The organism is Burkholderia sp. ABCPW 111 (assembly GCF_000773065.1).
Taxonomy (GTDB): Bacteria; Pseudomonadota; Gammaproteobacteria; order Burkholderiales; family Burkholderiaceae; genus Burkholderia; species Burkholderia savannae.
Genome location: NZ_JPWT01000060.1, coordinates 59,148 through 79,808, shown reverse-complemented (window position 1 = coordinate 79,808; position 20,661 = coordinate 59,148). Strand labels below are relative to the sequence as shown.

Annotated in this window: 17 protein-coding genes; 14 read left to right on the top strand and 3 right to left on the bottom strand. The window is 71.6% G+C overall.

Features of this window, described 5'->3' with window-relative positions:
• From X946_RS11560 to X946_RS11495, 14 genes are all read left to right on the top strand, one after another.
• The coding region (locus X946_RS11560) for an HAD-IC family P-type ATPase (protein WP_152611686.1) at window positions 1–676 on the top strand (676 nt) is incomplete at its 5' end.
• Window positions 677–688: 12 nt separating this feature from the next.
• On the top strand, window positions 689–1,279 hold the full coding sequence (gene kdpC, locus X946_RS11555; protein WP_038747359.1) for a potassium-transporting ATPase subunit KdpC: 591 nt from the start codon (window positions 689–691) through the stop codon (window positions 1,277–1,279).
• Window positions 1,280–1,527: 248 nt separating this feature from the next.
• Window positions 1,528–4,611 (top strand): sensor histidine kinase, encoded by a 3,084-nt coding sequence (locus tag X946_RS11550; RefSeq protein WP_081989514.1) that lies wholly within the window; start codon window positions 1,528–1,530, stop codon window positions 4,609–4,611.
• A gap of 56 nt (window positions 4,612–4,667) precedes the next feature.
• Complete coding sequence (gene kdpE / locus X946_RS11545; protein ID WP_038747356.1) at window positions 4,668–5,366, top strand: two-component system response regulator KdpE; 699 nt, start codon at window positions 4,668–4,670, stop codon at window positions 5,364–5,366.
• A gap of 296 nt (window positions 5,367–5,662) precedes the next feature.
• Window positions 5,663–5,959: a putative hemolysin gene (locus tag X946_RS11540; RefSeq protein WP_038747354.1), complete on the top strand. Its 297-nt coding sequence runs from the start codon at window positions 5,663–5,665 to the stop codon at window positions 5,957–5,959.
• A gap of 222 nt (window positions 5,960–6,181) precedes the next feature.
• Window positions 6,182–6,502, top strand: coding sequence for a quaternary ammonium compound efflux SMR transporter SugE (sugE, locus tag X946_RS11535; protein ID WP_038747351.1), 321 nt, complete (start codon window positions 6,182–6,184; stop codon window positions 6,500–6,502).
• Between the two features lie 191 nt (window positions 6,503–6,693).
• Complete coding sequence (locus X946_RS11530) at window positions 6,694–7,311, top strand: DUF4126 domain-containing protein (protein ID WP_038747348.1); 618 nt, start codon at window positions 6,694–6,696, stop codon at window positions 7,309–7,311.
• Window positions 7,308–9,944, top strand: a complete 2,637-nt coding sequence (locus X946_RS11525; protein WP_038747345.1) for an ABC transporter permease — start codon at window positions 7,308–7,310, stop codon at window positions 9,942–9,944. Before X946_RS11530 ends, X946_RS11525 begins: the two co-directional genes overlap by 4 nt.
• 71 nt (window positions 9,945–10,015) lie before the next feature.
• Entirely contained in the window at window positions 10,016–10,426 is a 411-nt protein-coding gene (locus X946_RS11520; RefSeq protein WP_038747342.1) for a group II truncated hemoglobin, read from the top strand.
• Between the two features lie 112 nt (window positions 10,427–10,538).
• Entirely contained in the window at window positions 10,539–11,270 is a 732-nt protein-coding gene (locus tag X946_RS11515; protein WP_038747339.1) for an alanyl-tRNA editing protein, read from the top strand.
• Window positions 11,267–11,893 (top strand): DUF924 family protein, encoded by a 627-nt coding sequence (locus tag X946_RS11510; protein WP_038747336.1) that lies wholly within the window; start codon window positions 11,267–11,269, stop codon window positions 11,891–11,893. Before X946_RS11515 ends, X946_RS11510 begins: the two co-directional genes overlap by 4 nt.
• 263 nt (window positions 11,894–12,156) lie before the next feature.
• Window positions 12,157–13,551, top strand: coding sequence for an amidase (locus X946_RS11505; RefSeq protein WP_038747333.1), 1,395 nt, complete (start codon window positions 12,157–12,159; stop codon window positions 13,549–13,551).
• A 163-nt stretch (window positions 13,552–13,714) separates the two neighbouring features.
• Window positions 13,715–15,049 (top strand): MFS transporter, encoded by a 1,335-nt coding sequence (locus tag X946_RS11500; RefSeq protein ID WP_038747330.1) that lies wholly within the window; start codon window positions 13,715–13,717, stop codon window positions 15,047–15,049.
• Window positions 15,050–15,104: 55 nt separating this feature from the next.
• Complete coding sequence (locus tag X946_RS11495; protein WP_038747328.1) at window positions 15,105–16,178, top strand: porin; 1,074 nt, start codon at window positions 15,105–15,107, stop codon at window positions 16,176–16,178.
• Between the two features lie 77 nt (window positions 16,179–16,255).
• Here the strand turns inward: X946_RS11495 and X946_RS11490 are convergent, their stop codons facing one another.
• From X946_RS11490 to X946_RS11480, 3 genes are all read right to left on the bottom strand, one after another.
• A complete protein-coding gene (locus X946_RS11490) occupies window positions 16,256–17,194 on the bottom strand; it encodes a LysR family transcriptional regulator (RefSeq protein WP_038747325.1) in 939 nt (312 codons plus the stop codon).
• Between the two features lie 200 nt (window positions 17,195–17,394).
• Complete coding sequence (locus X946_RS11485; RefSeq protein ID WP_038747321.1) at window positions 17,395–19,311, bottom strand: ArnT family glycosyltransferase; 1,917 nt, start codon at window positions 19,309–19,311, stop codon at window positions 17,395–17,397.
• 522 nt (window positions 19,312–19,833) lie between these two features.
• Window positions 19,834–20,592 carry an SDR family oxidoreductase gene (locus tag X946_RS11480; RefSeq protein ID WP_038747319.1) on the bottom strand — a complete coding sequence of 253 codons (759 nt, stop codon included), beginning with the start codon at window positions 20,590–20,592 and terminating at the stop codon, window positions 19,834–19,836.
• Window positions 20,593–20,661: the final 69 nt, after the last annotated feature.

Here is a 20,661-nt window from a genome sequence, read left to right as displayed (position 1 = left end):
CGAGCTGCGCAAGATGGGCATCAAGACCATCATGGTGACGGGCGACAACCGGCTCACCGCCGCGGCGATCGCGGCGGAGGCGGGCGTCGACGATTTCCTCGCGGAAGCGACGCCGGAAACCAAGCTCGCGACGATCCGCGAGCACCAGGCGGCGGGCCGCCTCGTCGCGATGACGGGCGACGGCACGAACGACGCGCCGGCGCTCGCGCAGGCGGACGTGGCCGTCGCGATGAACACGGGCACGCAGGCGGCGAAGGAAGCGGGCAACATGGTGGATCTCGACTCGAACCCGACGAAGCTGATCGAGATCGTCGAGATCGGCAAGCAGATGCTGATGACGCGCGGCTCGCTCACGACGTTCTCGATCGCGAACGACATCGCGAAGTATTTCGCGATCATTCCGGCCGCGTTCGCGACCACGTACCCGCAGCTCGACGCGCTGAACGTGATGCATCTGGCCACGCCCGCGTCGGCGATCATGTCGGCCGTGATCTTCAACGCGCTCATCATCGTGCTGCTGATTCCGCTCGCGTTGAAGGGCGTGAAGTACCGCCCGCTCGGCGCGGCGTCGCTGCTGCGCCGCAATCTGATCGTGTACGGCCTCGGCGGGATTCTCGTGCCGTTCGCCGGCATCAAGCTGATCGACATGGTGCTCGCCGTCTTCGGCTGGGTTTAAAGGAACATCGTCATGAAATCACTGTTTCGTCCGCTCATCGTCGTGTTCGTCGTGCTGACCGTCGTGACGGGGCTCGCGTATCCGGCCGTGATGACGGTCTTCGGCCAGGCCGTGTTCCCGTCGCAGGCGAACGGCAGCCTCGTCGAGAAGGGCGGCAAGATCGTCGGCTCCGCGCTGATCGGCCAGCAGTTCGACGCGCCGCAGTACTTCTGGGGCCGCCTGTCGGCGACGAGCCCGATGCCGTACAACGCGACGGGCTCGGGCGGCTCGAATCTCGGGCCGCTCAATCCTTCGCTGAAGGATCAGGTGAAGGGCCGGCTCGACGCGCTGAAGGCGGCGGGCACCGACCTGTCGAAGTCCGTGCCCGTCGATCTCGTGACGGCGTCGGCAAGCGGCCTCGATCCGGGAATCAGCCCGGCCGCGGCCGACTATCAGGTCGCGCGCGTCGCGCAGGCGCGCAAGATGCCGGAAGCCGACGTGCGCCGCCTCGTCGCGGACAATACGGCGGGCCGCCAGTTCGGCGTGCTCGGCGAGCCGCGCGTGAACGTGCTGAAGCTGAACCTCGCGCTCGACGCCGCGCAGGCCATGCAGGCCGCGCATTGACGCGCATTGACGCGCCGCGCCGCCCGCCGCCCGCCGCCGGGCCGCGCGGCGCGTTCGCGGCGGGGGGAGCGCAGGGTGGGGCGAAGCGCGGCGCGGCGTCACAATCGCCGCGGCGGCGGGAACGCTACCGCCCGGGCCGCGGCCCCGTCGCGCCATCCGGACGACGCGCTCGACGCGTCGTCCTTTCCTTTTTGGGCGTTTTCGAACGACAATGAATTTCAGCCGCCAACCGGAGACCTCGGCCTCGCATGAACCGTCCCGATCCTGATCAGCTTCTCGACAAGATCCAGCGAGAAGAGGAAAAGCAGCAGCGCGGCAAGCTGAAGATCTTCTTCGGCGCGTCGGCGGGCGTCGGCAAGACCTATGCGATGCTGCTCGCCGCGCGCGCGCGCAAGCAGGAGGGCGTCGACGTCGTCGTCGGCATCGTCGAGACGCACGGCCGCAGCGAGACGGCGTCGCTCGTCGAAGGGCTCGACGTGCTGCCGCTCATGCAGATCGAATACCGCGGCCGCAAGATCGGCGAGTTCGATCTCGACGCGGCGCTCGCGCGCCGCCCGCAGCTCGTTCTCGTCGACGAGCTCGCGCACTCGAACGTGCCGGGCGCGCGGCACCTGAAGCGCTGGCAGGACGTGTACGAGCTGCTCGACGCGGGCATCGACGTCTATACGACCGTCAACGTCCAGCATCTCGAGAGCCTGAACGACGTGGTCGGCGCGATCACGGGCATTCGCGTGTGGGAAACCGTGCCCGACCGCGTGTTCGACGTGGCCGACGAAGTGACGCTCGTCGACCTGCCCGCCGAGGAGCTGCTGAGCCGGCTGCGCGAAGGCAAGGTCTACATGGCGCAGCAGGCCGAGCGGGCGGTGCGCAATTTCTTCCGCAAGGGCAACCTGATCGCGCTGCGCGAGCTCGCGCTGCGGCGCACGGCCGACCGCGTCGACGCGCAGATGCGCGAGTACCGCGCGGATCGCTCGATCCAGCGGATCTGGCAGGCGCGCGAGCGCCTGCTCGTGTGCGTCGGCCCGGGGCCCGAAGCGCCGACGCTCGTGCGCGCGGCCGCGCGCCTCGCCGCGAGCCTGAAGGCCGACTGGCTCGCGGTGTACGTCGAGACGCCGCGGCTCGCGCGGCTGCCCGACGCGGCCCGCCAGCGCACGCTCAACGCATTGAAGCTCGCGGCCGAGCTCGGCGCCGAGACGGCGACGCTGACGGGCGCGGACGCGGTCGCCGCGCTGATCGGCTACGCGCAGGTGCGCAACGTGTCGAAGATCGTCGCGGGCGGCTCGTCGAAGAGCGGCTTGTTGCGCCGCTTCTCGCGCCCGTTCGGCGAGCAGCTCGCGGAGCGCGCGGGCGACGTCGACCTGATGCTGATCCGCGCGTCGGCGGGCGAGGACGCGCGCGCGCCGCTCGACGCCGGCGCGCGCGCGTGGCGCGACGCGTTCTCGAGCGTCGTCGACGGCCGCTCGCCGCCGCGCAACTACGGCTATGCGGCGGCGATCTGCGCGCTGATCACGGGCGTCGCGAACCTGCTGCAGAGCCATCTCGACCTGACCAATCTCGTGATGCTGTACCTGCTCGGCGTCGTGTTCTCGGCGGTGCGCCTCGGGCGCGGGCCGGGCGTCGTGCAGTCGTTCCTGTCGGTCGCCGCGTTCGACTACTTCTTCGTGCCGCCGCGCATGTCGTTCTCCGTGACGGACACGCAGTATCTGCTGACCTTCTTCGGAATGCTGCTCACGTCGCTCGTGATCAGCCATCTGACGTCGAGCCTCACGCGCGGCGCGACGATCGCGCAGCGGCGCGAGCGGCGCACGAGCGCGATGTACGCGATGGCGCGCGAGCTCGCGGCGGCGCTCACGGCCGAGCAGATCGTCGAGATCGGCGGCCGGCACGTGTCCGAGGTGTTCCGCGCGCGCGTCGCGATCCTGCTGCCGGACAGCGGCGACAAGGTCCAGCAGAAGATCGAGAACCCGGACGAGGCGGTGACGATCACGGGGGCGGCGCTCGACATCGACGTCGGCCAATGGGTGTACGACCAGCAGAAGCCGGCCGGGCACGGCACCGACACGCTGCCCGCGGCGACGGCGCTCTATCTGCCGCTGAAGGCGCCGATGCGCACGCGCGGCGTGCTCGCCGTCGTCACGAAGGATTCGCGCGAGCTCGAGGTGCCCGAGCAGCAGCGGATGATCGACGCGTTCGCCGCGCAGATCGCGCTCGCGCTCGAGCGCGTCCACTACGTCGACATCGCGCGCGACGCGCTCGTCAACATGGAATCGGAGCGGCTGCGCAACTCGCTGCTGTCGGCGATCTCGCACGATCTGCGCACGCCGCTCACGGCGATCGTCGGGCTGTCGTCGATGCTCGCGAACGCGCGCGGCGCGCCGCGCAACGACGGCGTCGGCCCGCCCGCGCGCGAGGACGAGCTCGTCGAGTCGATCCACGACGAGGCGCTCAGGATGACGGGGATCGTCACGAACCTGCTCGACATGGCGCGGCTGCAGGCGGGCAGCCTGCAACTGAAGCGCCAGTGGTCGCTGCTCGAGGAGACGGTCGGCGCGGCGCTCGGCGCGTGCAAGCGCGTGCTCGCGCGTCATCCGGCGCGCGTGCGGCTGCCGGCCGATCTGCCGCTGCTGCAGATGGACGCGGTGCTGATGGAGCGGCTCTTCGCGAACCTGTTCGAGAACGCGGCGAAGTACACGCCGCTCGACACGCCGATCGAGATCGGCGCGGAGCGCATCGTCGACGACAGCCGGCCGTTCGTGCGCGTGTTCGTCGACGACCACGGCCCGGGGTTGCCGGCCGGCATGGAGGCGCGGATTTTCGAGAAGTTCACGCGCGGCGAGAAGGAGTCGGCGACGCCCGGCATCGGCCTCGGGCTCGCGATTTGCCGCGCGATCGTCGACGCGCACGGCGGTAAAATCGGCGCGCTCAACCGGCTCGGGCCGAACGGCCGGGTCGAGGGCGCGCGCTTCTGGTTCACGCTGCCCGTCGAGACGCCGCCGCCCGAGCCCGGCGCGGGCGACGAGGAGCCGGACGGCGAGCGGTCGGACGACGAGGCGGGCGCGGCGGGCCGCGCGGGTGAAGCGCCCTTCGGCGAGCCGCCGGCGGGCGAGCCGTCCGCCGACGCGTGTTCCCGCGCCGCGCCCGGCGAGCGCGCGGCCGACGATGTACACGCGGCCGTCGAGCGCGAAAGCGGCGAACCGGAAAGCAGCAAACCGGAAAGCGGCGAACCGGAAAGCGGCGAACCGGAAAGCGGCGAGCACGCATCCGGCGCAAGCGCCGACGCACGTTCCCGTGCCGAGCCGCGCCGAGCCGCGCCGAGCCGCGCCGGTGCTTGAGACTGGCCGCGGCGCCGGCGCGCCGGCGCCCGTATCCAACGAACATCCGCATGACCATGAGTGAACCGACCGTCACCGTCGTTCTGATCGAAGACGAAAAACAGATCCGCCGTTTCGTGCGCAGCGCGCTCGAGGAAGAGGGGATCGCGGTGTTCGACGCAGAAACGGGCCGCCAGGGCTTGATCGAGGCCGCGACCCGCAAGCCCGATCTCGCGATCGTCGATCTCGGCCTGCCGGACGGCGACGGCCTCGACGTGATTCGCGAGCTGCGCGGCTGGTCCGAGATGCCGGTGATCGTGCTGTCGGCGCGCACGCATGAGGAGGAGAAGGTGGCCGCGCTCGACGCGGGCGCCGACGACTACCTGACGAAGCCGTTCGGCGTGTCCGAGCTGCTCGCGCGTATTCGCGCGCATCTGCGGCGGCGCAATCAGGGGGGCGCGGCCGAGTCGCCGCTCGTGAAGTTCGGCGACGTGAGCGTCGACCTCGCGCTGCGGCGCGTGTGGCGCGGCGGCGAGGTGGTCCACCTGACGCCGCTCGAGTATCGGCTGCTCGCGACGCTCGTGCGGCACGCGGGCCGCGTGCTCACGCACCGTCAACTGCTGCGCGACGTCTGGGGGCCGACGCACGTCGAAAGCCACCACTACCTGCGGATCTACATGGCGCACCTGCGGCAGAAGCTCGAAACCGATCCCGCGCAGCCGCAGCACATCGTCACCGAGACGGGCGTCGGCTACCGGCTCGTCGGCGCGGGCTGACGCGGCGGCGTCCGCGCGCGGGGCCGCGCGTCGCGCGCAGCTGTGGCCCGCGCGCGCCGCGTTGCGTTCCGTCGCGGGGTGTTCGCGCGTCGCCTGGCGGCCGGTCGACGGCGGGAGGCGGACGGCAGACGGTCGACGCCGCGTCGCGCCGCGTCGCGAGGCGTCGCCGCGCGTGCGCGCGGGCAGCCCGTCGACGGGCCCAATCGGGCGCCCCGCCGACCGCGCGCGACGCCGCCTCGCGCGTTTTTCTCTTATGCTGAGCGCTTAACCAACCCAACATAACGAGGAGGTCAGCCATGCTCGTCCGTCTACTGTGCGGTTGCGCATTGGGCATCGGCGCCGCGGCGGCGCTCGCGCAGCCGTTGCCGCCGAATCAGGCGACGACGCTCGCGAATCCGGCGTCGGTGAATTGCGAGAAGCTCGGCGGCAAGGTGGTGATCCACGACGGCCCGCGCGGCCAGTACGGAATCTGCGCGTTCAGGGACGGGCGCGAGTGCGAGGAGTGGGCGCTTTATCGCGACGATCGCTGCGTGCTGCTCGACGCGCACGGCTGGCCGATCGCGCAGCACGGCCGCAAGCCCGAATCGAAGTGACGGGGCGGCATGCCGGCGCGGCGCGATTTCGCCGGATGTCCGATGCCCGGACGCCGATCCTGCGGCGCGCGGGCGCGGGCGCGGGCGCGGCCTCGGCCTCGGCCTCGCGGGCGCGCGCAGCGCGATTGTAAGCTGCTTGTTATACTTCCGACGCCCGGGGACGACCCCGGGCCGCCGATGTACAACGGGGACGACCCCATTTGATTCACGGAGAGTCCCCGCATGCCTTGGCTGTGGCTTCTCGTCGCCGGTCTGCTCGAAATCGCATGGGCCGCCGGCCTCAAATCCTCCGAGGGCTTCACGCGTCTCGGCCCGTCCATCTTCACGATCGTCACCGCGCTCGGCAGCTTCGGCTTGCTCGCCGTCGCGATGCGCGAACTGCCGCTCGGCACCGCGTATGCGGTCTGGACGGGCATCGGCGCCGTCGGCGCGTTCATTTTCGGGATCGTGATGCTCGGCGAAGCGGTGACGCTCGCCCGGATCGCGAGCGCGTCGCTGATCGTCGTCGGGCTCGTCGGCCTCAAGCTGTCGTCGGCCGGCTGAGCGCGCAGGGTTTGCCCGCGTCGGCGGTGCGGCGGCTGCGCGCGGCGCGCGTCTATAATGAAGCGGAATCCATCTGACAACGCCCCGCCGCCGCACGCGAATCGGCGGGGCAGGCGGGTCGATGGGCCGCTTCGCCCGGGTTCGGGCGCGGTCCGCCCTCGAACCGCGCGCATTGCGCAAGGAGGCCGCACATGGTCGAAGCCATTTCGCTCGGCGCGGGGCTCGCGTGGGCGAGCGGCCTGCGCCTCTATCTCACCGTGCTGATCGCGGGCGTGTTCGCGCGCCTCGATCTCATTCATCTGCCCGACACGCTCGCGGTGCTGACGTCGCCTTGGGTGATCGGCGCGGCCGCCGTGCTCGCGCTCGCCGAGTTCCTCGCCGACAAGATTCCCGCGTTCGATTCGCTCTGGGACGCGGTCCACACGTTCATCCGGATTCCCGCGGGGGCCGTGCTCGCGGCGGCCTCGCTCGGCCACGCCGATCCGACGCTTCTCGCGGTCGCGGGCCTCGCGGGCGGCACGCTCGCCGGCTCCGCGCATATCGCGAAGGCGGGCACGCGCGCGCTCATCAACCTGTCGCCGGAGCCGATCTCGAACTGGATCGCGTCGACGACCGAGGACGGGCTTGCGGTCGGCGGCCTCGCGCTCGCGTTCTTCGTGCCGCTCGTGTTCATCGCGCTGATGATCGGCTTTCTCGCGTTCTCCGCATGGGCGCTGCCGCGGCTCTGGCGCGGCGTGTCGGGCGGCTTTCGCGGGATGGCGAACCACATGGTGTCGCGGCTGAATTCGATCGGGAGCAAGCGCGATTGACGGCGGCGGGTAAAGCGATGCCGGCCGGCCGCCGTTTCGGCCCCGTCGACCTGCTGCGCCAGGCGGGGCGGATGACGCTGCGCGATTGGCGCGCGGGCGAGCTGACGCTCGTCGCGCTCGCGCTCGTGCTCGCGGTGGCGGCGCTCACGAGCGTCGGGTTTCTCGCCGACAGGCTGCGTCAGGGCCTCGAGCGCGACGCGCGCCGGATGCTCGGCGCGGACTTCGTCATACGGGCCGATCGTCCGATCGACCCGGCGTTCGCGCGCGAGGCGCGATCGCTTGGCCTCGCGACCGCGACGACCGCGATCTTCCCGAGCATGGTCGGCGCGCTCAATCCTCCCGGTTCGCCCAATTCGCCCAATTCGCCCAATTCGCCCAATTCGCCCGCCACCGCGGCCGACGCAGGCGGCCTGCCGCCCGTGCGCCTCGCGGCCGTGAAGGCCGTGTCGGCCGGCTATCCGTTGCGCGGCGCGGTCGAGATCGCGCCCGACGCGAACGCGCCCGGCCGTCCCGCCGGTTCGATTCCAGTCCCCGGCACCGTATGGATCGACCCGTCGCTGCTCGACGCGCTGCATCTGAAGGTGGGCAATACGCTGCGCGTCGGCGAACGCTCGTTCACGATCGGCGCGGCGATCACCCGCGAGCTCGATCGCGGCTTCTCGTTCGTCAACTTCTCGCCGCGCGTGATGCTGCGCGCGGACGAGCTCGAATCGACGGGGCTCACCGGCTACGGCAGCCGCGTCACGTACCGGCTCCTCGTCGCGGGCGACGACGCGGCCGTCGAACGCTTCGCAAGCTATGCGCATGCGCGCGTCGACGGCGGCAAGCTGCGCGGCGTCGCGCTCGAATCGCTGCAGGAAGGGCAGCCGCAGGTGCGGCAGACGCTCGACCGCGCGCGCCATTTCCTCACGCTCGTCGCGCTGCTGACTTCGCTCCTTGCGGCCGTCGCGATCGCGATGGCCGCGCAGCGCTACATGCGCCGCCATCTCGACGGTTGCGCGGCGATGCGCTGTCTGGGCGCGAGCCGCCGCACGCTGTCGGCGCTGTTCGCGATCGAATTCGCGCTGCTCGGCGTGGCGGGCGGCGTCGCGGGCGCGGCGCTCGGCTACGTCGGCCATCTCGTGCTGCTGCGCGCGCTCGGCAGCCTGATCGACGTCGTGCTGCCGCCGCCTTCGGTGTGGCCGGCGGCGATCGGCGTCGCGACGGGGCTCGTGCTCTTGCTCGGCTTCGCGCTGCCGCCGCTCGCGCCGTTGACGCGCGTGCCGCCCGTGCGCGTGCTGCGCCGCGAGTGGGGCGAGGCCGGCCGCATCGCATGGGCGGGCTACGCGGCGGGCATCGCGCTCTTCGCGGCGCTCCTGATCGCAGCGGCGGGCAACCTGACGCTCGGCCTCATCGTCGCGGGCGGCTTCGCGGGCAGCCTCGTGCTGTTCGCGCTCCTCGCGCGGCTCGCGCTCTTCGCGGCCGCGCGGCTCGTGCGCGACGGCCGCGTCGCGGCGGGGCTCGGCTGGCGCTACGCGCTCGCGTCGCTCGATCGGCGCGGCGCCGCGAGCGCGCTGCAGATCACCGCGCTCGCGCTCGGCCTGATGTGCCTGCTGCTCATCGCGATCACGCGCAACGATCTCGTTGCCGGCTGGCGGCAGTCGACGCCGCCCGATGCGCCGAACCAGTTCCTCATCGACATCCAGCCCGACCAGCGCGACGAAGTCGTCCGCTATCTCGCGGCCAACGGCATCGCGAACCCGGCGCTGTCGCCGATGGTGCGCGGGCGGCTCTTGTCGGTGAACGGCAAGCCGGTGAATCCGGACGACTACAAGAACGACGATGCGCGCCGCCTCGTCGACCGCGAATTCAACCTGTCGTACACGACGCAACTGCCCGGCGACAACCGGATCGTCGCGGGCGACTGGTTCGGCGCATCGAACGCCCCGCAGATCTCGATCGAGGCGGGGCTCGCGAAGACGCTCGGCGTGAAGGCGGGCGACACGCTGCGCTTCGACGTGACGGGCCTCACCGTCGAGGCGCCCGTGACGAGCGTGCGCAAGCTCGACTGGGGCACGTTCCGCGTGAACTTCTTCGTGCTGATGCCGCCCGCGGCGCTGCGCGAGTTCCCGGCGATGTACATCACGAGCTTCCATTTGCCGCTCGCGCGGCAGCGCGTGCTCGACGGCCTGATCGCGCGCTATCCGAACCTGACCGCGATCGACGTCGCGCCGATCCTCGCGCAGCTCGAGCGCGTGCTGCTGCAGGTGATCGGCGCGGTGCAGTTCCTGTTCGGCTTCACGCTCGCGGCGGGCGTGCTCGTGCTGTACACGGCGCTCGCCGGCTCGCGCGACGAGCGCGTGCGCGAGGCCGCGCTGATGCGCGCGCTCGGCGCGTCGCGCGCGCAGATCGTCGCGGTGCAGCGCGCGGAGTTCATCGTTGTCGGCGTGCTCGCGGGCGCGATGGCGGCGGCGGGGGCGCTCGCGGTCGGCGCGGTGCTCGCGTCGCGCGTGTTCGATTTCGCGCTTTCGCCCGACCCGTGGCTCGTGCCGGCCGGCATCGCGGCGGGCGTCGCATGCGCGGGCGCGGCCGGTTGGCTCGGCCTGCGCGGCGTGCTGCGCCGCCCGGCGCTTCAATCGCTGCGCGATGCATGAATCGCGCGCACGCGGTATCTTCGGCGATCCGCTTTTCGTTTTCTTGTTTGTTCCATTCGACTGATGTCCGTATGACCGATGCAACCAATGACGCGCCGTCGCAGCCGACGGCGTTCGAACTCGTGGGCGGCGAGGCGCGCGTGCGCGAGCTCGTCGACCGCTTCTACGACCTGATGGACCTCGAGCCCGAATTCGCGGGCATTCGCGCGCTGCATCCGCCGGCGCTCGACGGCTCGCGCGACAAGCTGTTCTGGTTCCTGTGCGGCTGGCTCGGCGGGCCCGATCACTACATCGAGCGCTTCGGCCATCCGCGGCTGCGCGCGCGGCATCTGCCGTTTTCGATCGCGTCGCACGAGCGCGACCAGTGGCTGCGCTGCATCGCGTGGGCGATGGAGGACGTGGGGCTCGACACGCCGCTGCGCGAGCGGCTGATGCACGCGTTCTACGAAACGGCCGACTGGATGCGAAACCGTCCCGGCTGAAATTCCGGTACGCTTCGGTGCGCGCCGCGCGAAATTGCGCCTGTCGCGGCGCGCGCGGCGCGCCGCATACTGATCGCTTCCGATCACCGATAACGATATCCGAGACTCCCACATGGCCACTCAAGCCCTCTTTCGCGAAGACGCCTATCTGACGCGCTGCGATGCGCTCGTCACGGCCGTCGACGAAGCCGGCATCCACCTCGATCGAACCGTGTTCTATCCGCTCGGCGGCGGCCAGGCGGGCGACAGCGGCACGCTGACGCTCGCGGGCGGCGCGACGCTCTCCGTCGCCGACACGCGCAAGGCGAAGTTCGAAGGCGCGACGCCCGACGATGCTGTGCACGTGCTCGCGCCGGGGCAGGACGCGTTCGCGGCGGGCGTGAAGCCGGGCGATGCGCTCGTCGCCGAGATCGACTGGGCGCCGCGGCTCCGGCGGATGCGGCTGCACACGGCGAGCCATCTGCTGTGCGCGGTGCTGCCGTACCCGGTCGACGGCTGCAGCGTGACCGCCGATTACGTGCGCGTCGATTTCGCGACGGTCGAGCCGATCGACCGCGAGCACGTGGAGGCGCGCCTGGCCGAGCTCGTCGGCGGCGCGCATCCGGTGACGACCGAATGGATCACCGACGACGAGATGGCCGCGCGCCCGGAGCTCGTGCGCACGATGAGCGTGAAGCCGCCGATGGGGCTCGGGCGCGTGCGCCTGTTGCGGATCGGCGGCGTCGACCTGCAGCCGTGCGGCGGCACGCACGTGCGCAACACGGCGGAGATCGGCGGGCTGCGCGTCGCGAAGCTCGAGAAGAAGAGCGCGCGCACGCGCCGTCTCGTGCTGGAGCTCGCATGACGGCCCCGCACGCGGACGGCGGCGCGCGCGAGGCCGCGGCGCTCGAGCCGCGCGCGCGCGACGTGCTCGATTTCTGGTTCGGCGCGCCCGGCGATCGGGCGTTCGGCACGGCGCGCAAGATGTGGTTCGGCGGCGGCCCGGCGCTCGACGCGCGACTGCGCGAGCGATTCGGCGCGCTCGTCGACGCGGCGAAGGCGGGCGATCTCGACGCATGGGCGCGCACGCCGCTCGGCGCGCTCGCGCTCATCGTCGTGCTCGATCAGTTCTCGCGCAGCATCCACCGGGGCACGCCGGCCGCGTTCGCCGCCGATCGCGCGGCGCTCGCGCACGCGAAGGCGCTCGTCGCGTCGGGCGGCGACCGCGCGCTGCCGACGGGCCATCACCGCGCGTTCGCGTATTTGCCGTTCGAGCACGACGAATCGCCCGACAGCCAGCGCGAAGGCGTGCGCCTGTGCGCGCAGATCAAGGGCGAGGCAGGCTGCGCCGGCTATCACGACTTTGCGCTGCGCCATGCGGCCGTGATCGAGCGTTTCGGGCGCTTTCCGCACCGCAACGCGATCCTCGGCCGGCCGTCGAGCGACGAGGAAGTCGCGTTCCTGAAGGAACCCGGCTCGTCGTTCTGAGCGAGTCCGAACGCGCGCGGCCGTGCCCGCGCGCTGCGCGTCCGGGGCGGGCTCGGCGCTCGTCCGGTGCCCGTCCGACGCGCCCGGCCGGCGTCTTCGCGAACGATGCGCCGCGCCGCGAGCGCTCGAAAAACGTGCGCGCCGTTCGATATAAATCGCGCTATCCATCGCGCTTTTTGCGTTGCTATCGTGAGATCCAACGACGGCGGGCGGCCGCCGCAGCCGGCCCGGCCGCCCGTCTCCCACCTTGTGAGGCCGATACCATGCCCGAGCTGCTCGAGCTGACCGCCTGCTCGCTTGCCGAACGATTCGAGAACCGCAGCGTGACGCCCGCCGATTATGCGGACGCGCTCATCGACCACATCGCCCGTTGGGAGCCGCATCTGAACGCGCTGTGCCGCTTCGATCCGCAGCGCGTGCGCGAACAGGCGCTCGCGTCGACCCGCCGCTGGGCGGCGGGCGCGCCGTTGAGCGGTATCGACGGCGTGCCGGTGACGATCAAGGAGCTGATCGCGACCGAGGGCGACCGGCTCGCGCAAGGCTCGGCCGCGGCCGCCGACGCGCCGCCCGCCACCGTCGACGCGCCCGCCGCGATGCGGCTGCGCGAGGCGGGCGCGGTCGTGATCGGCAAGACGACGGTGCCCGATTACGCGATGCTGTCGTCGGGGCTGTCGAGCCTGTACGGCACCACGCGCAATCCGTGGCGGCTCGATCTCAATCCGGGCGGCTCGAGCAGCGGCGCGGCGGCGGCGGCGGCGGCGGGCTACGGGCCGCTGCACGTGGGCACCGACATCGGCGGGTCGATCCGGCTGCCGGCCGGCTGGTGCGGGATCGTCGGCTTCAAGCCGTCGAACGGGCGGATTCCGATCGATCCGTACTACACGGGCCGCTGCGCGGGGCCGATGACGCGCACGCTCGACGATGCGGCGCTGCTGATGCGCTTCCTGTCGCGCCCGGACCGGCGCGACGCGACGAGCCTGCCGCCCGAGACGATCGACTGGGCGATCGCGCCCGCCGACGTGACGGGCATGCGGATCGGCCTGATGCTCGACGCCGGCTGCGGGATCGCGCCGGAACCGGAGATCGTCGCGGCGGTGGAGGCGGCGGCCGAGCGCTTCGCCGCGCACGGCGCGCGGGTCGTCGAGGCGCCGCCCGTGCTGTCGCGCGCGATGCTCGACGGCCTCGACCGCTTCTGGCAGGCGCGCCTGTGGGCCGACCTCGAACGGCTGCCGGACGCGGCGCGCGCGCGCATCCTGCCGTACATCCTCGCGTGGGCGGGGCAGGGCGCGAAGGTGTCGGGCGTCGACGCGGTGCGCGGCTTCGGCGCGACGTTCGAGATGCGCGCGGCCGCCGCACGCCTGTTCCAGTCGGTCGATGCGGTGCTGTCGCCGACCAATGTCGTCACCGGCTTCCCGGCCGAATGGGCGGGGCCGACCGACGATCCGGCGCGGCCGTTCGAGCACATCGCGTTCACGGTTCCGTGGAACATGGGCGAGCAGCCGGCGCTGTCGATCAATTGCGGCTTCGCGCGCAACGGAATGCCGATCGGCCTGCAGATCGTCGGGCCGCGCTTCGCCGATCGCCTCGTGCTGCAGCTCGGCAAGGCGTACGAGGATTGGCGCGGAGAGATGCCGCGCTGGCCCGCGCCGCCTCACTGACGCGGCCGCGCGCCGCGCGCCGCGCGCCATGTACCGCGCGCCGCCGTGCGCGTTGCGCCGGCTTTTCGCTTCCCCATCCTGACACCGCATCCGGTTCGGCGGCGGGCGCCGCTCGCGCCGCGCCCGCGGCTGGTATCGTCGCCGCTTCGATCGAGGACACGCCATGGAAGACCTGCTTGAACCCGCGTACCAGCCGGCGTCCGGCGACACGTCCGCGCCGGCCGGCCCGGCCGCGACGCGCGCCGACGCTCGCCGCAACGTCGCGGCGGTCGCGCTCGGCAACGCGGTCGAGTTCTTCGACTTCGGCACCTACGCGACGTTCGCGGTGATGATCGGCCACACGTTCTTCCCGTCGAAGAGCGCGTTCACGAGCCTATTGCTGTCGGTGTCCGTGTTCGGGCTCGGCTTCGTCGTGCGGCCGTTCGGCGCGCTCGTGATCGGCGCGTACGCGGACCGGGCGGGCCGCAAGCCCGCGATGATGCTGACGCTCGCGATGATGGCGGTCGGCACGGGCGCGATCGCGGTGCTGCCGGGATACGAGACGATCGGCGTGGCCGCGCCGATCCTGCTCGTCGTCACGCGGCTGATCCAGGGGCTCGCGTGGGGCGGCGAGGCGGGACCCGCGACGACCTACATCCTCGAGGCTGCGCCGCCCGGGCGGCGCGGCGCGTACGCGTGCTGGCAGGTCGCGACGCAAGGCTTCGCGGCGGTCGCGGCGGGGCTCGCGGGCTACGTGCTCACGCTCGCGCTGCCCGAGGCCGACCTGTACGCATGGGGCTGGCGCGTGCCGTTCGCATTCGGCCTATTGGTGCTGCCGATCGGCATCTATATTCGCCGCCGGCTGTCCGACACGATCGACGCGCACGGCGCGTACGGCTCGACGCGCGCGATCCTGCGCGAGCTGAACGCGCGGCATCGGCGGCCGATCGCGATCGGCCTGATGATCCTGCTCGGCAGCACGATCACGCAGTATTTCCTCAATTACATGACGACGTTCGCGCTGACCGAGCTGCATCTGCCGGGCGGCGTCGCGATGCTCGCGACGCTTGCGACGGGCGCGGCGCTCGCCGTGTGCTCGCTCGCCGGCGGCAGCCTGTCGGATCGCTTCGGACGCCGCGCGACCCTGATCTGGCCGCGCGTGCTGCTGTTGCTGCTGATCTTCCCGGCGCTGCAACTGATCGTGTCGCATCCGACGCCCGCCGTGTTCCTCGCCACGCTGACCGTGCTGTCCGGCCTGCACGGCATGAGCGGCGCGGCGCTCATCGTGCTGATCGCGGAAAGCTTCCCGCAGCGCGTGCGCTCGACCGGATTCTCGATCGTCTACGCGCTCGCCGTGTCGCTGTTCGGCGGCACCGCGCAAAGCATCGTCGCGTGGCTCATCGGCGCCACGGGCAATCCGATGGCGCCGACGGGCTACCTGCTCGTCGCGAACGCGATCTGCATCGCGGCCGGCTGGCTCGCCGCCGAGACCTGGCCGGGCCGCCGCGCCGCGCGGTAGGACGCGCTCCGTCGTTCTCCTTTCCTCGATGTCTTCCCGTCACGCAGGAATCCGGATGAAATATCGACGACTCGACGGACTCGCGCGCGCCGGGCGCTGCGCGGCGCTTTGCGTCGGATTCGGCTACGGCGCGGCCGCGCCGGCGCAGAGTTCGGTGACGCTGTACGGCCTGCTCGACGCGGGCGTCCAGTACAAGACGCATGCGAACGCGGCCGGCGACGGCGCGCTCTCGTCGAACAACGCGAGCGCGTCGTATCCGTCGCGCTTCGGGCTGCGCGGCAGCGAGGATCTCGGCGGCGGTTATCGCGCGATCTTTCAGCTCGAGAACGGCTTTTCGCTCAGCAACGGCGCGTTCGCGGCGGCGAACACGCCGTTCAACCGGATCGCGCTCGTCGGCCTGACGAGCGATCGTTTCGGATCGCTGACGTTCGGCCGCCAGTACGGCGTCCAGTACGACAAGACGGTGCTCTACGAGCCGACGCTCTTCAACAACTATTCGATCTTCTCGCTGAACATGATTCCGCCCGCGACCGTGCGGCTCGACAATTCGATCAAGTACGCGTCGCCGGACATCGCGGGCGTGAACGTCGAGGCGATGTACGGCTTCGGCCAACAGTGGCCGGGCAACGCGGACGCGGGCCGCTACTGGGGCGTCGCCGCCGAATACAAGCTCGGCGGGTTTTGGGCGCGCGCCGGCTACGAGGAAGTGCGCGGCACCGTGAGCGGCGCGCTCGACCGCTCGGGCGCCGCCGACCGTCGCGCGAGCGTGGTCGCGCGCTACGCGTTCGACCGCTTCACGGTGTCGGGCGGCGTCGTGGCCGTGCGCGGCTCGCTGCAGGCCTCGCCGAACGGCGACATCTACTGGGCGGCGGCGCAGTACATGCCGACGCCGGCGTTGAAGCTGATCGTCGAAGGCGGCCGCTACGCGTTCAAGGAAGGCGGCGGCCGGCCGACGCTCGTCAATGCGTCGGTGCTGTACTGGCTGTCGAAGCGCACCACGGCGTACGTGACGACGGGCTACGCGATCAACGGCGGCGGTAGCGACTTCGGCGTCAACAACTATACGGCGGCGCCCGCGCCGGGAATGACGCAGCTTGCGGCGGGCACGGGGCTCATCGTGCGGTTCTGACGGCGGCCGCGGGGGCTGCTGCGGGTGCCGCCGCGGCCGTGGCGAGCGCGGCCCGAACCCCTTTGCACGACGAGCCGTCAGCCTTTCTCGCCGAATCCGGCGTCTTGCCGTTGCCGCGCCATCGCTTCCTTCAGCATCTCGACGCACGTGTTCACCGCGATCGACCGCGGCCGATACCGATATACGCAAAGCGCGACGCTGACCTGCCGCAGCTCGGCGTCGGCGATCGGCAGCGCATGCAGGTCGGTGTCGTCGGCGGGCGCGGCGCCGTTCGCGCCGGGCGGCGTGAAGCACGGCAGGATCAGCAACGCCGCGCCCTGCCGCGCGAGCGCCTTTTGCGTTTCGAGCGAGCAGGTCGTGAACAGTGGCTCGAGCGTGACGCCGGAGCGCTTCGCGATCCGTTCGAGCGCCTGGCGCACGCCGAACGCCGCGTCGGGAATCGCGAGCGGCTGGTCGACGAGTTCCGCGAGCGTGACGCGCGCGCGCGCGCTCAGCGGGTGCGTCGGCGGCACCAGCACGCGATGCGACAGATCGACGGCGTCGAGAATCTCGACGTCCGCCCGGTGCGGCAGATAGAAGCCGACGCCGAGATCCGCGCGGCCCTGGCAGAGCGCGTCGAGCGTGTGCTGCGCGCTCGCGACCGTGATGTCGAAGCGGATGCGCGGATGGCGTCGCGTGAATTCGGCGAGCACGGGCGCGAGCAGCCCCGACACGATGCCCTCCGACGCATAGACCGACACCGATCCGACGTCGAGATTGCGCCGCGCCGAGATCAGCGTCTTCACTTCGTCGAGCTCGCGCAGCACGGAATCGATGCGCTCGGCGAGGAATTCGCCTTCGGCGGTCAGGCGAATGCCGCGCGGTCCGCGCTCGAGCAAGGGCGCGCCGAAGTGGTGCTCCAGTTGCTCGATCTGGCGGCTGATCGCGGTCGGCGCGACGTGCAGCCGCTCGGATGCCTTGCGCAGCGACGCGCAGTGCGCGAGTTCCTGGAAGTAGCGAAGTGTGCGGAGTTGCATGAGGCCGTCCGGTTGGGCAAGCGCGAGAAGGCGCCGACCGACGGGCGGAGCAATTCCCGTACCGGGCCGGCGGATGCGGACGCGTCCGGGCACGGCCGGGGCCGCGCACGGACGGCGCGAACCGCAACAGCATAGGGCACGGCGAACGCCGCGAAAATGGGGGAGACGGCGCGCGGCGGAGTCGCCGCGCGCCGCGGGCATTACGGGCGGGTGCTCGTCGCGGCGGGCGGCGCCGGCGTGCGCACGTAGACGCGCAGCATTTCCTGCTCGTCGCCCGGACGCGCGCCGGACCAGAACGGCTTCCAGTGGCTGCCGAGCACAGGCGGGCTCGCGCGCGTGCCTTGCACGATGAGCCACGTGCACGCGCTTTCGTTCGGTTGCGCGACGGGCTGGTGCCGGACGCCGGAGAAGTAGTAGAGCATCGGCGCTTCCGACTCGCCGAGATCGACGCTCGCCATGCAGTCGCCGTCGTTCCATTCGAGCGCGAGCTGGCGGTTCAAATCTTCGAACACCGAACGATAGCTCTTCGCGACGTCGAGCCAGGGCAGCAGCAGCGTGTAGACGAGCGCCCACGCGACGAGCGCGCCCATCGCCCACGACAGCGCGCCGCGCCACTTGCCCGCGAGCCGCAGCGACGGCAGCAGGCCGACCCAGCCGATCGTGATCGCGAGCGCCGACAGCACGAGCGCGGGCTCGATCGGCATCGTCCAGTCGAGCGGCAGCCAGCGGCCGAGCCAGTGCAGACCGTCGCGCGAGCCGTTCTGGTCGGACATCAGCGACCAGACGACCCACACGAGCGCCGCGGCGGTGCCGAACAGCAGCCGGCTCGCGTAGTCCCACGCGGTGTGCAGCCGCTGCGGCAGGCGCGGGATCGCCTGCGCGGCGACGAGCGCGAGCGGCGCGATGAACGGCAGGATGTACAGCTGGCGCGACGTCGCGGAAACGTGCAGCACGACCATCCCGATGCCCGCGAACGCGATCGGCAGCGCGACGCGCGGCGCGCGCCATTCGCGCCAGAGGCCGCGCGCGAACGCGACGAGCGCGAGCGGGCCGACCGGGAAGCCGACCGTCAGCAGCGCGCGCCAGATGAAGAGCGGCTTGTCGTTTTCGGCGCCGAGCGTCGGCACGGAGAAGCCGAAGAAGCGGCCGACGTTGTTTTCCCAGAACCAGACGAGGAACAGCGATTCGGAGCGCAGGTACAACGCGGCCGGCCAGATCAGCGCGAACGGCGCGCACACGAGCGCGGCGAGCGCGAGCGAGCGGAAGAACGCGCGGCTGCGGCAGGCCGGATAGAGGATGAGCGCCGCCGCGACCGTCGCGCCGAACACGAGCGGCACGAAGAGGCCCTTCGACATCAGCGCGACGCCGACGCCGAGGCCGAAAAGCGGCGCCGCGAAGCGGTTCGCGGGCGGCCGGTGCGCGGCGTCGGCGTCGTTCGCGCCGCCCGCGTGGCGGATCACGAGTTCGAGCAGTCCGCAAAAGCCCATCGCCGTGCCCGCCATCAACGCGACGTCGGTCATCAGATCGTGCGCGTGCTTGATGACGACGAGCGAGCCCGCGAACAGCGCGACGGTGCCGATCACCGGCAGCTCGAGCCAGCGCGTCGCGCCGGTCGCGATGCGCGCGGCGCGCGCGGCGAAGCCGAACGCGAGCGCGGCGAAGAGGGCGCTTGCGAGCCGCGCCGCGTCGTGCAGCGGCAGATAACGGGAAAAGAGCCACGCGAGGCCGGTGGCGACCCAATCGTACAGCGGCGGCTTTTCGAGGAACGGCTGCCCCGCGTTGGTCGGCACGACGAAGTCGCCGCTTTCGAGCATGTGCTGGATGATGCCGAACGTATAGGTCTCGTCCTGCTTCCACGGATCGTGGCCGAGCACGCCCGGCAGCAGATACGCACAGAGCACGGCCGCGACGACGAGCCATGCGCGCAGGCCGGTGAGCGGTGCGCGCGCGGCGGCGCGGCCGCGCGCATCGGCGGCGCGGCCGCCTGCCGCGCTGGCCGTGTGCGGCGCGCCGACGGCGAGCGCGACGGACGACGAATCGGCTTCGGACGGAAGGACGTGACGAGTCGACGCGTGCGCGCGCGCGCGCCGGCCGCCGGGCGTTGCATTTCCCTGCATCGGGGTGATCTCTTCGAGTGCGCCGGCCAGGCTGCGTGGGCCCGGCCGATTTCGTGGCCGCGAGGTGGCGGGTAACGGACGTGCTGCGGCGTAGGCCGCGATTATCGTTAGTAGACCACGAGACTATTACGAACGTTTACGAAAATTGTTATGAAACGCTAAAGATTGCGGAGAATTGTGAAGATTTGTGTAACTGGCGCCGCGCGGGGCCGTTCCGTAGATCGTGTCAGGCCCGCAATGCACGGCGGCCGACGCGGGTAAGGCCGCCCGGCGGCCTCGGGCTTCGGGGCTTGTCCGAGCGTGCGGGCAAGCGCGGGAAACCGTTCGAAGCCCGAAAGCGTGCTGATTGCGCCGACCACCGATCACCGTATGCTGTCGCCGCCTGCCGCCTGCCGCCTGCCGCCTGCCGCCTGCCGCCTGCCGCACACTATCCACCGCGCACCGCCCACCGCCCACCGCCCACCGCCCACCGCCCACCGCCCACCGCCGGTCGGCGATCGCCGGTCAGCGGCGCGCGACGCGTCAGCGCCCGCCGCCGACGTCGAGCAGCGCGCCCGTCACGTACGACGCCGCGTCGCTCAGCAGCCAGACGATCGCTTCGGCAATTTCGTCGGCATTGCCCGCGCGGCCGAGCGGCGTCTGCGTGCCGAGCCGCTCGGCGCGGCCGGGCTGGCCGCCGCTCGCGTGGATGTCGGTCGTGATGAGGCCGGGCCGCACCGCGTTCACGCGCACGCCGTGCGGGCCGAGCTCTTTTGCGAGGCCGAGCGTCAGCGTGTCCACCGCGCCCTTCGAGCCCGCATAGTCGACGTATTCGTTCGGCGAGCCGAGCCGCGCGGCGATCGACGACACGTTGACGATCGCGCCGCCCGCGCCGCCGCGATCGGTCGACAGCCGCCGCGCGGCCTCGCGCGCGCACAGATACGCGCCGAGCACGTTGATGTCGAACACGCGCCTGAGGCGCGCGGCGTCCATGTCGGCGAGCGGCAGCGACGGCGCGACGATCCCGGCGTTGTTGACGAGCGCGTCGAGCCGGCCGAACGACGACTGTACCGCGTCGAACATGCCGATCACGTCGGCTTCGTTCGCGACGTCGCCGCGCACGACGCACGCTTGCGCGCCCGCGGCACGCACCGCGTCGGCGGTCGCGTCGGCGGCGGCCGCGTCGCGCGCGTAGTTGATGCCGATCGACCAGCCGCGCGCGGCGGCCGCGAGCGCGGTCGCGCGGCCGATGCCGCGGCTCGCGCCGGTGATGAGAACGACTTTGGACGGCGTGCTCGTCATCGCTTGGACCTCGGCCCGCGCGCGATGCGCTCGGGCGGAAAAGGGGAAGAGGCGGGACAAGGCGGCCGC